Annotated in this window: 6 protein-coding genes; all 6 read right to left on the bottom strand. The window is 42.9% G+C overall.

What is annotated here, in order from left to right; genetic code table 11:
• Positions 1 to 154 precede the first annotated feature (154 nt).
• The 6 genes from IJI01_RS14420 to IJI01_RS14395 all read right to left on the bottom strand — a co-directional run bounded on the left by IJI01_RS14420 (position 155) and on the right by IJI01_RS14395 (position 13011).
• The gene (locus IJI01_RS14420) at positions 155 to 1003 is read right to left on the bottom strand and encodes an SDR family oxidoreductase (RefSeq protein WP_292191962.1); all 849 of its coding nucleotides are present in this window, start codon (positions 1001 to 1003) and stop codon (positions 155 to 157) included.
• Positions 1004 to 1073: 70 nt separating this feature from the next.
• Entirely contained in the window at positions 1074 to 2003 is a 930-nt protein-coding gene (locus IJI01_RS14415; protein WP_292191959.1) for a hypothetical protein, read from the bottom strand.
• Between the two features lie 46 nt (positions 2004 to 2049).
• Positions 2050 to 2568: a TetR/AcrR family transcriptional regulator gene (locus IJI01_RS14410; protein ID WP_292191957.1), complete on the bottom strand. Its 519-nt coding sequence runs from the start codon at positions 2566 to 2568 to the stop codon at positions 2050 to 2052.
• Between the two features lie 142 nt (positions 2569 to 2710).
• Complete coding sequence (locus IJI01_RS14405; RefSeq protein WP_292191954.1) at positions 2711 to 3520, bottom strand: YlmH/Sll1252 family protein; 810 nt, start codon at positions 3518 to 3520, stop codon at positions 2711 to 2713.
• A gap of 3 nt (positions 3521 to 3523) precedes the next feature.
• The gene (locus IJI01_RS14400; protein ID WP_292191951.1) at positions 3524 to 6019 is read right to left on the bottom strand and encodes a clostripain-related cysteine peptidase; all 2496 of its coding nucleotides are present in this window, start codon (positions 6017 to 6019) and stop codon (positions 3524 to 3526) included.
• A 167-nt stretch (positions 6020 to 6186) separates the two neighbouring features.
• Complete coding sequence (locus IJI01_RS14395; RefSeq protein WP_292191948.1) at positions 6187 to 13011, bottom strand: family 43 glycosylhydrolase; 6825 nt, start codon at positions 13009 to 13011, stop codon at positions 6187 to 6189.
• Between the last annotated feature and the right edge of the window lie 289 nt (positions 13012 to 13300).

Raw genomic sequence — 13300 nt, 5'->3', positions numbered from 1 at the left:
GCGCAAACACCGCCCCCTGCTACAGCAAAGCCATATCCGATTGACATGAAGTATACATACTTGTAGAAACCTACTGCGCACAGAATAAGACATACGATGCAGATGATAAGTAAATAGTTCCAATGTAACATTTCTAGTCTCCTATCTATATTTTTTATTTTGCAAAGCTTTCTTTGATATATTGCTTAAAACTCATGTCTCCATAAACTGTATCTCCTACCATTTCTTCAGTAAGAGTCCACTTTGAGAATCTGAGAATAGCCTCTTTGCCATTCTTTTTGAGCTTATTAACAAAAGCAAGTACATCAAAAAGCCATGCTGGAGCTCTTTTAATCACTGGAGTCTTACCTGCTGCTTCGAAGCACATATTGGCGATTTCTTCATAGGAGTAAGTCTCTTTGCCACCAACGTTATAGCACTTGTTGTCATCAAGCATGCTCTTAACGATGAATTCTCCGAAATCCTCTGTAGAAATAACATTAGCATGAACTGGCTTATCGCCAAGGAGTGTAACCTCTCCTTTTTCAATCATTGGTCTGAATACCTTGACGATATCGTAGAAGTAACCAGTTGGGCGGTGGATTACATATGTAAGTCCGCTCTTCTTAAGTTCTTCCTCAAAAAGATATTTAGCATGAAGCATAGGAACCTTAGGTGCCTTGTCAGCCTTTATAACTGAGATGTATGTAAATCTCTTAACCCCTGCTGCCTTAGCCTCGTTCAGAATATTAAGGTTTCCCTGATAATCGATGTCATAGTTGGATACTGTTGCTGATCCCTTTGTAAGACCAACTGTTGTGATAACAACATCAGCACCATCACATGTTCCCTTAAGTGTCTCAGGCTTAGTAACATCCACCTTCTTGAATGTATATGCCTTCTCATCGATTCCAAGATCTCTTGACATCATATCAAGGGCTACTACTTCATGGCCCTCCTTAACAAGAGCTCTAAAAATATCTGCGCCAAGATTACCAAAAGCGCCTGCTAATACAACTTTCATTAATACCCCGTAGACCTATTCTTATCCCCGGTCTACTCCCTCCTTTTAATACTTTTCTTCTCTAAAAGACTTATTTCTTTTTCTTTTCCTGTGCTCTCTTATCGTTGATGATCTTCATATGCTCCTCAGTGATCAGTTCAACGTTGTTCTCTCTTGCCCATTCAACGCACCCCTTGAGCGCTGCTGGAAGGAAAACTCTAGGAACATTGAGCATAAGTTTGAGCGCATCATCTGTAAATTTGATCTTGTCATCAATTCTGTCTGCTGCATAACGAACTGACTGAAGTGATGCCTGTCTCATCTGAAGGAGCTCAAATCTCATGTGTCTCTTTCTGTGGAACCAGAAGTTCTTACTGTCTCTGTAGCCGTAATCAACTGGAAGAGGTGGGAAATCCTTAGCTCTTACGCCGTTGATGATGGCATCAGAATATTTCTTCTTCATGAGAATCTTGTCGATTCTGAGGATGAAGTGAGCACCAAATTTGCTGGTGATACCATTGAAATCATGGTATGGTCCTTCATAGCCCTCGAGCTGTCCTGGCTGATCTGCATCTGCTCCGTCAAGCTCTCTCATCCAGGTACACTCGATAACCTCGATAGCATCAGTCATTACCATAGGTCTGATATCATCAGGATTCTCTTCCTGGATAAGGCTCTTCTCTAATCTGAAATTACACTTAGGCATCTTCTCTGATGGCTTGTCTCCAGGCCATGAAAGCTTAACTGCCTCTTTGAAATTCTTAGGATTATCATCGATAAAGTTGATTGCGCATTTACCTGTACGAAGAATGTTCTGCGCTGTGTTAGATGAATTACGGCAGTTCAGAAGCATTGCATAATACTCCTTACCTGCTACATAGTAGGGCTGAATAAGTGAATAAGGCCCTAAGTTGGTTGTACCATCTTCACAAATAGTGCTGATGAGTACTGTTGGCATTGGGAAAAAAAGTGATGTCTGGTAGAAGTTATCTACAACTCTTAAATTCTCAAAGCTGCTCATTTGTATTTCCTCCTTGATTTCTTGTGTTTCCCTCTAATCAAATATGTCACACTAGCATCTTTAAAATTGAATACTGCTTATCAAAAGGAACATCTGCCATGGTCCAGCCAATAATGGACTCTGCAATGTGCTCAGCTAAAAACTCCTTATCGCCATAATCAGAAGCGTCTACCACCCTAAATAGCATCTGTGCAATCCTGGCCCTGAACTGAACATGTTTCCCCGCAAGAACATCCGCAAATACTCTCTGTGCATCCTCGTCCCTGAAAACTGACTCATACTTTCTAATGAAGGAATTGAGAGCTGAATGAATCTGACACAGGAATTCTTCTGGATCAGAAGTTTCTATAGATGTCATCTTCTTCTCACAGTTTCTCCAGTCCTCCAGCATAAAAGAGATTATGAGTTCATCCTTGGACTTGAAATAATTGTAGAGAGTTCCGACTGCAATGTTACAGCCGTTAGCAACAGACCTGATAGTAGTCTTGGAATAACCATTTGTCAGGATCTGATTCATTGCTTCAATTTGAATTTGTTCTCTAAGATTATCAATGATTTTTGGCATAGTTTTTATCCTTTATGAACGTGTTCGTTATAATTATAACGAACACGTTCATTTAAAACAATACTATTTTGTTACAAAAAAGAAACAGCCATTCTGTGAATTAACACGAAAAGCTGTTTTCTTCTTAACTTTATATATGTTTTTATTTGAATAATTTTACAGAAATAAAAAGTCGTCCTTTTCTGGTGGTGTTGGTAGTTCCCATATAAATGAACTTACCATGACCTCTTACAGAAACTCTCGCGCCCTGCTTAAGATCATAACCGCCGCTGTAAGCAGTCCTTCCATCAATGAACACTGACTCGCTTTCTATGAGCTTCTGGGCTTCTGATCTGGATAAGTGATATACAAAAGCAAGGATAGCATCTATTCTCTCTGATGCCACGCTTCCGCTTATCTCTTCAAACTTGGGCTCGATGTTACAATCTCCGGCATTTACAATGCTGCATCTGACGGATGTATGTCTGATCCTTATCAGCTCTTTTTCCATCATCTGCGCAATGTCAGGAGTAGCAAATATGTAAGCTTCCTTGTCTCCTGCCAGGATATCTCCGATCTGGTCACGCTCAATTCCCAGATTCATGATACTTCCCAGATAATCTCTGTGATTGAGATCATCTGCAAACTTATTATTAAGTGGCTGTATATGAACGCACTTCAGAACTGTGTTGTCTGCCTTCTCCGATAAAAGAAATGTCTCTTCATCCATGTAATCGGGAAGAAAGCACACCATTGCTCTCTCAGCATCATCAGTACCGCCATAAACAACATAGCTTGCGCCGCAGTACTGGTGCACATTGGAGGATACGCCCTCCGATGCTAGTATCTGATAAAACATGGCCAGCTCTGATACCGACAGGAAATCTGTGTGGGTAACAAAGCCGTTCATGTACGCTCTGGTGGCAAGATCTCTGATTCGTCCTGCCAAAAAATCTTTTGTCTTTTCTTCCATTTATCAATATTCCAACTTAGGTGTCCAGTAATTCTGTCCGTAAATATCTGTAAAGCAGTAAGTCTCGATGACTTTGCCATCGCCTACAGGCTGGTTGTCGATAACCATCTCAGACATTGGCTTATCTACAACGACCTGCTCTCCAAGGTAGTAGTTCTGCTGGAAAGTCTGATCATAGTTGTAGTAATCGCAGAGATAATCGATAGTATCACCGATTTCAATCTCTGTAAGGTTCTTGGCAATTGTCTCTGTCTCACCTTCTACATAATCAAAGCAAGCACCAGCTACATAGCCGTCCTCGTTCTCTGAATCAAATACGAGGATGAGGTTAGCTCTCTGACCATTGATTTCGCAAGGAACGCGGCCAGTGATAGCGTAGCTGTCATCATCGCCCTGAGCATCAATTACATAGAATGCTACGTTCTGCTTATCAATTGCAAGCCATGTCTTATCTTCAGGAGCAAGGAGATTTCCTTCCTCATCAAATTCAAAGGTTGTATCGAGACCAAGGTCTACATAGCCTTCGCCGTCATCGTAGAACATGTTGAGCTTGAGGTCCTGAACCAGCTTCCACTGCTCTTCTGAAAGTGAAATGCATGTGTAATCCTCAGCATTTGTAGTCCATACAAGAGCTGATGGGTCAAACTGATGACTTGCGATATAGTTGGCAGCCTGATCAACATCCAGGCTCTTACCAATGAAGCTTCCATTAGAAGCATTAAGTCCTGAAATACTGCTAAAGTCACTTGTAAGGAAGCTTGTAAGAAGCTGTGTGATAACCTCTGCAGAAGCATTTCCGCTTGATCCTGCATAGGAACTTCCTGAGCTTCCCAGTGTTCCAAGAAGAGATGGCATAGGACTTGAAGTTCCGCCCATTACATGCTGTCCGGCAACTTCCAGGGAAGCGAAATTCTGGATACATTTAGCGTAGTCTCCATCCATTCCGATGGCCTCGTAGGTTCCCACCATAGAGGCTACTTTTGAGCTCTTCTTATATGGGAAGTAGATAGAAAGGCCATAGGCATTTGTCATATTCGAGCTTGTCTTGTTGTACTTGATAGCTCCCTTGAGGGCTTCAGCAAGCTCTTTTGCCTCATCCGTTCCAATTCTATTAGCAAAGTCTACAAGGTCTACCTGATCAATCTTGGATGAAGCTGCAAACTCTCTTGTGCTGCTGCGGGCATCAGATATTGTTGCGTAGTCATCGCCCTTGATCATCTCTGTTGTATCCTTGGAGAAATCAGCAAGCTCCGCAGGTACTGTATGTGACAGCTCTGCAAGGTCGATCAGTGAAAGAGTTGTCTTCTGTCCAGGGCAGGACTGTGCGCATGCGCTGGTAAAAGAATCTATGATGTTCTTACCAATCTCTATGGTCTCCATAGAAGTGTTGCTGCCAAGAGCTGTAAGCCAGTTAGTGTAGTACCAGCCCACACCAGGCTCAGTCTCTTCAGATGCAACAAGGTAATCTGCATAGTTAGAAACAACAAGGGCATTTTCTACTGTTGCCATAAGGCATGTGTCAAAGCCTACAAAATCAAAGGTAACTCCGCCATCCTTGAGGGCTGTATTGATTCCTGCAAGTGACATAGCTCCTGCTGATGCAAACTTCTCGTCGTATCCATATCCACCTGTTGATCCGCCGCCGTGATCCCAGAAGATAAGATCATATCTGTCTGCAGGGAAATTAGCTGCGCCCCATTTGATAAAGCCTGAAAGAGTCTCTGGCTTGGTCATTGGTGCACTGCCAAGATTGTCCTTGAGGCAGATGAATTTGCCGTCTTTGATCTGATATATCTGGTTGGTAGAGCTTGAAACAACGTTGTTCTGCCACTGCTTGGCTCCACCTGTGTATACTATCAGGTTGATCTTGTCATCGAACTTGGCTGAGAGCATCTCCTGAAGGTCCTTGGATGCCATTCCGCCTCTACTCTCAAGATCAGCACCACACATGTAAACCAAGATTGTGATTGTATCCTGTCCATTTCCTTTAATAGTTGTGCGCTTAGCTCTTGCGCCCTCTGCTACAGAGGTGTTGAGCTTACCAGTGTTTGGAGTATCACTCCAGCTTGCAGAAGCCATGCTTCCGCCTGAGTATGAATTGCCGCCTCCAAGCATTGAGCCAAACAGAGATAACATACTGCCGTCATAGCCATCTGAAAAGCTTGACTGTGACTGCCCAGACTGTGATGTTGTCTGCTGAGTTGTGGTAACTGAAGGTGTAGAAACATAATCAGTTGTTGTACTATCACTACCCCCAAGGAGTGATGTAAGACCTCCGCCGCCTCCAAGAAGCAGGAAAAGAACTATGATTATCATAAACAGAGGGCTTCTTCCGCCTGATCTGTTCATTCCTCCACCACTTCCAGAGTCTCCGGTACTTCCACTTGAATAGCCGTTACTACTACCGACAGGACCTCCTCCGAGGCCATCCCCTCTTTTATGTACTCCGGAACCTCCTGTTCCAACATTTTTCTTACGTCCTACAGGTCTATTCTCCATACAATGCCTCCTAGATTTACTGCTATATTTAATAACAATTTGTCATTTATTCAGACACATACATGCTACAGTTCGTATTATCGCATTTTTTAAGATAATTTAAAAGCCCAAGGTGGTATTCCACCCTGGGCTTTTGCCATTTCTCATCTGAACTTTTAATAATTCAATTAAGGAATGAGTCTTCCATTCTCATCGAATGTATAACTATGGAAATATCTTGTGATGGTCTCATTGGCTGCAAGAGTACCATCCTTCTTAGCATAGTAGGTGTATCCGCCTACTGTAAACATTGCATCCTTGGCAAGTCTTCCGTTGTCCTTACCGTAGTATCTATGTCCATCGTAATCTATGAGACCCTTCATTACTTTGCAATCATCGCCCATGATGTACTCTGAACCATACTTCTCAAGCTTGGTGTTTCTGGCAAGTGTTCCATCTGAAAGTGAGATGTAGTAGTCGTCGCCGATGTTGAGAAGGCCTGACTTAGAAATCTTACCATCTGCCTTAGCATAATACATATTTCCGTCATACTCGAAGATTGCTGATGTTACAAGCAGTTTATCTTTTCCAAGATAATAGTCAGCACCATAGATTCTAACTATCTCATCCTGCGCAAGTCTTCCATCTCCAAGAGCACGAACTCTGCCGTCATCTCTTGTAACCCACTTGTTGATTGCCATAGCCTCTGTATCGTAGTCAAAGAAATACTCTACGCCATCAACTGTATGGAAGCCGGTAAGTCTCTTTCCATTTTCATCAACAAGATAATATCTACTGTACTTCTTTACGATTGTTCCCTCTGACTCTGGTTCTTTTTCCAGATCATCTCTTACTACAGCGATGAAGCTGAGAACTGGATCTGGGTTACCTGTCTTGGCAACGCTAACTGTAACCTTAGAAGCCTCTTTAAGTTCAAATCTAAGTGTCTCAAGTCTTGCGCTATCTGATGAGCCAAGAGTGAAGTTGTGCTGTGCAAGCACATTGCCATCAATATCCTTGGCAGTAATTCTGGTAGGTCTTGATGTGTTCCACCACTCCTGATATCCAGTTGCAACTGTGTACTGACCAGCTTCAAGTGTGAATACATAGTCGATAGTCTTATTGCCTGCTGCCCAGAAGCCATGTCCCCAGATATCAGAACCTGAATTCTTGAAACCAACATCATACTTTTCAGCATTCTCTGAGCTTCTTACACCGTTATAACCAGAAATGCCTGTAGCTGAGAAATCTTCATCAGCTGCTTTATTTCTGATCTGCTTGCCAAGAACCTTTCTGGCTGCTGTAAGATAGCTTGCTTCTGCATCGCCCAAAACATTTCTTGATGCACTGTCATAGAAGTAGATCATCTTCTCTGGGATCATGCTTACAGTATGTGTGAAGCTTCTGTTGTAATCAGCAATTGTTCCGCTGATCTCTACGTCGCCAACAAATGCTGCTGCTCTTGTGTTCCATGTAACAGCCTTAGTTGTCTTGGTTCCATCTGAAAGAGTAAGCTCTATCTCTGCTGGAAGCTTCTCATCCAGATCTTCTTTTGAATATGCATACCCAGGAAGCTCAGTATTGATCTCAAATACGCCCTTGTTCTCAAGTTCATCAAGAGTCCAATTTGAATAGCTTCTAAGAGCAATCTTATTACCTGCAAGGAATTCTACAGGAAGCCATACATATCTAGACTCGCTGAGATCACCTGAATTCCATCTGTCGCCCATGTAGATAAACTTACCTGCTGCAGCATCTACAGGGAATACGCATGTTGACTGAGTTCTGTATGTTGTGTTTGCTCCAGAATCAGTACATGGGTTGTTAACTGTTGTCCATGGTCCAAGAGGACTTTCTGCATAAGCGTAGCTTGCTGGGTTTGGATCCCATCCTGTACATCCTGAAGTGATCATGTAGTAGGTTCCGTTGTACTTGAACATTGCAGGAGCTTCTCTTGAAGCATTCTCAAAGTTAAGTGTAAAGTCTTTGCCAAGAACAGCGTGCTTCTGGTCCTTAGCAAGGTAAGTGTACTCGTCATTGAGCTTAGCAATGTACATGTTGGTGTTACCATCTGATGAGTACATTACATAAGCTGTTCCGTCATCATCCTTGAAGACGTTCATATCTCTTACAGAGCCCCATGCAGCCTCGTCGCTATCCCACTGATGGTTAGCTGTTTCGCTGTAATTGAGCTTGTAAGAACCAAGATACTTGAATGGTCCTGCCGGATTGTCTGCAATAGCCACACCTGCTTTTGCCTTGCCATAGCTTGATCCTGTAGGATTGCTCTTGGTATTGCCATCGCAGTGCCACCACATTACATACTTGCCAGTCTTGTCATTGTAGAGAACCTTAGGTCTCTCCATAACTGTCCTGTCTGCTGCGATATCCCAGTAGAGCTCTTCGAGCTTACTGTCATACTGAGAATCTGTAGCTGGCTGTCCCTTGTAATCACTGTAAAGAGCGCTGAAATACTCATCCTCATCAAAAATAGAAAGATCTGCTACATATCCATCTTCCTTGAATGCGCCGTACTCTTCGTCAGATACTGGGATCGCTCTGAAGGCAACACCCTCATCTGTCCAGTTATAAAGATCTGTTGAAGTATAAAGATGCACACCTACAACTGGCTGATAATCATAAGTCTTGTCCTCACCATACCAGTAGTACTTGGTCACACCATCAATTGTGAACTGCTGGATCTGTCCGCCATGAGCCTGAACAAGAATTCCATTGTTATCATATAAAGGAGCTCCCTCAACACCTGTAATTGATGTGTAGGTGTAGAGAATCGCAAGGCTCTCAAATGCCTTTTCAAGGTTCTTATATGCTGCCTTGATAGCTGCTACATCTGTTGACTTCTCATCGATAAGCGCCTGAGCTGCAGCTACTGCCTCTTCAAATACATTCAGAGACTTCTCTGCATAGGTCTTTCCTTCCATCTGCTCACGGTAGTATCTGATAGCTGATACAAGTGTCTCGTAAGTATAAGCTGGTACTGCCTTAATGATGATGTAGCTAAGCAGTGGATCTACGTATGAGCTTGTTCTGTTTGTAGCATATGCAAAAAGATTAAGCTCGCCATCTGTTACTTCTACTGTGTAAGTTCTCTCAACAAGTGTGCTCTGTCCAAGTGTAAGTCCTGACTCAACACATGTTCCCTCAAGGTCATAGCTGATATCTCTTGAACTCCATGGACTCTTAACACCGATTGTTACCTGATATTCATTGTTTACTCTGTCTGGAAGCTCGAAGGTATAGCCAAGTCCGCTCTTGCCCTTCACATAAGTCCAGCCCTTATCTGACATATAAGCATAGGTTCCTGTAAGTGTTCCATCTGTAGAACCACCATTTGCCCTGATTCCATACTCGTCATCAGGTGTAGCACCCCATTTAAGTCCTGTTCCGGCATCAACAGCAACGATCTGATCAGTAGCTGTCTGGTAAAGACCCATGTTGTAGCCATCAGGAACAACGCTTGTGTCCTTACTTGCTACGTCCACAAGGTACAGAACATAGTCGTTTGCTGCGATTTCATCTTCTGAGAACTGGTTTCCACCGTTTTCTACAAATTCAGAAATCTCTTTTGTCAAAAGATCTATATCCTCCTGAGTTGTTGCTGCTCTGAGCATAGCCTTCTGTGCTCTCACAAGAATTCCGCGAAGTCTTGAAAGCTTAACTGCTGAATAATCAGAAGTATCAAGTCCTTGTGCCTTAGCCATTGCAGACTTGAGCTCATCGAGATTAAGCATCTTCTGGATTCTGATAAATGAAAGAACTGGATCTGGGCCATTTCTTTTTCTAACAGAGAAGGTTACATCTTCTGCTTCTGAAACGCTGAAGCTATAAGAAGGTGTATTCCAGTTATTGTTACCATTCTTGGCATTAGTATTACCAATGAGTGTTTCTCCACCATCAGTTACCGCATAGATTGCCATAGGTCTGTTCTGATTCCACCACTCCTTGAAACCAAAGGTAAGTGTATACTCACCAGCCTCAAGAGGTACTGTGTAATCGATGCTCTGGTTGGAATATGCATACCAGCCATAAGCCCATGGATCATCATCTGAGTTGTTGTATGCGCCATAGTCTGCAAGTCTTCCCCAGGTTCCGTCATACTTCTGATCAGAAACCTCATTGAAAAGATCTGCATAAGCATCCATTGTCTTATAGGATGTGTGGCCTACTTCGTTGTCGTTACAATCGATATACCAAGCCATGTTGGAATCAACATACTTGATAGCAAATGTTACTTCGTAACCATATCCATCAAGAGTTCCTGTTACTTCGCTTGCTGTTGCAAGGTCAACTCCATCAAGATCCCATGTTACGTTTGCATTGATTGTATTATTCTTGCTTGTCTGAACGCTTACTGTCTCTGGAAGAACAGGAAGTGTTCCCTTAACTGCGTAGATATTCTTTTCATCTACTGCAACCACTGTCTCAGCGCTACTGTCATAAACAACACCTTCGATAGTATAAGTTGTGATTGAGTTTGCCTTAAGAGTAGCAGATACAGTCTTGGCAGCTCTGTCCACAACGATATCATCGTTTGCTGTAACATCAGCCCAGTTCTCGCCATCTGCTCTGCTTCCGCTTGTACGGATAGCTGTAACCTTATCGCCAATCTCTGAGAAATCCTGGAGATTGAACTTCCATGTCTGATCAGAGCCTGCTGGGTTAACTGCTACAACAACAACCTTTCCTTCCTTAGGATCGAAGGCTGCTACTGTAGAATCACCTGATGCGATGATTGCATAACCAGGTCTGATATATCTTGAGAACTGTCCGAATGCGTAATATTTTTTGCTAAGAAGAAGTTCCTGAGTATCGTGGTCTGCGATTGCGATTCCCCAGAAGCCATCTCCGTTTGCGAGCATCTTTTCAACAGATTCTCTTGTTGCTGTATCAAATTCGTTGTTGGAATCGATGTGGATATCTACTGCATCCCACATGATCCATGCTGATGGCATCATGCCATTAACGTCTGTGATGATTCTCTGAGCAAAGCCAAGACCTGCCTTCATCTCGCCTGCATTTGAGCCTGCTTCGAAGGTTCCATCAACCTCACTCATCCAGAGGTTCTTGCCAGCTGACTCTGAAAGTGCCTTAAGTCCTGCTCTGTTAGAACCGCTGTAGGTATGTGCATCAATTCTGTCTACAACCTCTTTTGCCTCATCTGTTAAGGCGTTAAAAGAGGTAATGGCTGTATCGATACTTGTCTCGTCAGAAGCTGAGATAAGGATATCAATGCCCTTTTTCTCAAGCTCTTTGTTCAGCTCAACAAGAATTCTGGACTGAGACTCTCCTATATCAAAGTGGCAGCCTTCCTGCTTGTTGTTAAATGCTGACCAGTAATTAGTGTAAGGCTCGTTCATTGGTGTTGTGCTCTGGAAGTTGATAACACCTTCCTGTGCCCAATGCTCGATTACATCAGCCATATAGCATGCAAATGCTGTATAAGAATCTGAGCGAAGGTTATCAACGCTAGGATCAGCACCACCTGATGAACAGCCAGAAACTGTCATGAAATATGGAGGTGAATTGGAGAAAGCTTCGCCAATAAACTCATCTCCTGCTGCCTGAGCTGCTGCAATGAGAACGTTCATCTGGTTCTTGTCAGCATCCCAGTTGTAGTTCCATGCATAGCCACAGTCAAGATCAGCTCTTGCAAAGTTTGTCTCATAATACTCTGCATCATGCTTCTCAAGATTGATCTTAGTTACGTCTGTTGCGTAGCCAGGAACGATTGAATCTGATCTCTTGATGTGAGGGCCGTGAAGGAAGTCGCTACTCTCTGGAAGCTCGCCTTCTTCGCCAGCCTTGATGATTGCCATCTTAACAAAGTCAAGACACCAGTCGCCATCTGCGCCGCCGATATCAAGCTTGTTAGAACCAGCCTTGAGCTCAACATTTTTAAATGTAACAACATAGAGCATGTTGTTATTTCCTGATGCCACAAGGTTCTTATTAACCTCTGACGCAGGAACTGTGTAGATTATGGATTCGCCAGGAACTGCTGCAAGAACTGCATCAGCAGGCTCTGCTACTTCTACTGTTTCCTCTACATCTTTTTCCTCAGCAGCATCTGTATTAGCTTCTGTCTCAACAGCTTCTTCTGCATCGACATTCTGCTCATCGCTAACTACATCATCTGCTTCTTCTGCAGTATTCTCCTCTACAGAAGCTTCATCTGATACTGCTACTGACGCCTCATCAGATGCCTCTTTAGTAGCTTCATCTTCTCCCTCAAGAACATCGCCAACTACTGTAATTTCCCCTTCTGTTCCAGCCTCTTCTGATTCATGGCTGTATGTAGTCTGATCCTCTGAAGTCACTTTAATGCTGACACCTCTGTTATTTGAACCAGAAAGTGTGAACACCATCTTGATTGTATAAGTTCCATCTTCCTCCGCATTTATCAGATAGTGGAGGTTATCTCCTGAACCAACGCCTCCACCTAAATTGTTGATCCATCCAATTGCGTCAAAAGAGCCAACTTTTTTACCGGATGTGAAACCAAAGTCTGCATCGGACCTTGAGTAGCTTGCGTCCCTAAGACTTGTGTTTGTGGACACATTCATATTAGAACCTGCATAGCTAAGGTTCGATGAAGCTGTGTCATAAAATACTGCCTTATCATTGACTGATACTTCTGGTGCCTCACCAACATTATCACCACCACCTATGTTGTATCTGCCAATTGTCATGCCCAGACCTTCTTCCTTGTCAAAGAAAGCTGTGGCTGACTGCTGTGTAAGCGCATCACTGTAGCCCACACGATTAGCCCACCAGCAAAGGCTTGTTCCAAAGCCCTGGAATTCCCCGAATCCATCACCATCAGTATCGTTAAATACCGATGCTATTGCTGGCGAAAGTTTAACTGTCTTGTCTACCTTACCTTCTGCTGCCTGTGAAGTAACAGCAAAGGCACTTCCTGATGTAAAAGCTGTTGTGAACGCAGTCGTTACACCAAGCACTGAAGCTAGTACTCTCCTCCAATTCCTATGCATCCTTTTTCCCCTTTCAACTTTTTCATACCGAGTTGTCATGTGACGAAATGAGTTAGTGATAATTTATGAATTATCGCTAACTCCTCTACTTTGAATTCTAAGATTAATTGTAGGATAATACTATATTGCATTTTTACTAAAATTTTACTGAAAATTGCTAAAGTAAATTCCACTCCCTTCTTTCGAAGTAGAGTTTACTAATGCACAAGTAGAATTTAATAGTTCACACATAATGTACACATATTAATGGTATGCTCATGCTTCCCTTCTGACAGCAGTAGAAGGAGGC

Origin of the sequence: Butyrivibrio sp. (assembly GCF_017433805.1) — a bacterium.
Taxonomy (GTDB): domain Bacteria; phylum Bacillota; class Clostridia; order Lachnospirales; family Lachnospiraceae; genus Butyrivibrio.
This window is presented reverse-complemented; position numbering and strand designations above follow the sequence as displayed.

Coding starts and splice junctions, on each gene's coding strand:
- IJI01_RS14420 (WP_292191962.1), bottom strand. CDS start 1,003: ATGAAAGTTGTATTAGCAGGCGCTTTTGGTAATCTTGGCGCAGATATT.
- IJI01_RS14415 (WP_292191959.1), bottom strand. CDS start 2,003: ATGAGCAGCTTTGAGAATTTAAGAGTTGTAGATAACTTCTACCAGACA.
- IJI01_RS14410 (WP_292191957.1), bottom strand. CDS start 2,568: ATGCCAAAAATCATTGATAATCTTAGAGAACAAATTCAAATTGAAGCA.
- IJI01_RS14405 (WP_292191954.1), bottom strand. CDS start 3,520: ATGGAAGAAAAGACAAAAGATTTTTTGGCAGGACGAATCAGAGATCTT.
- IJI01_RS14400 (WP_292191951.1), bottom strand. CDS start 6,019: ATGGAGAATAGACCTGTAGGACGTAAGAAAAATGTTGGAACAGGAGGT.
- IJI01_RS14395 (WP_292191948.1), bottom strand. CDS start 13,011: ATGCATAGGAATTGGAGGAGAGTACTAGCTTCAGTGCTTGGTGTAACG.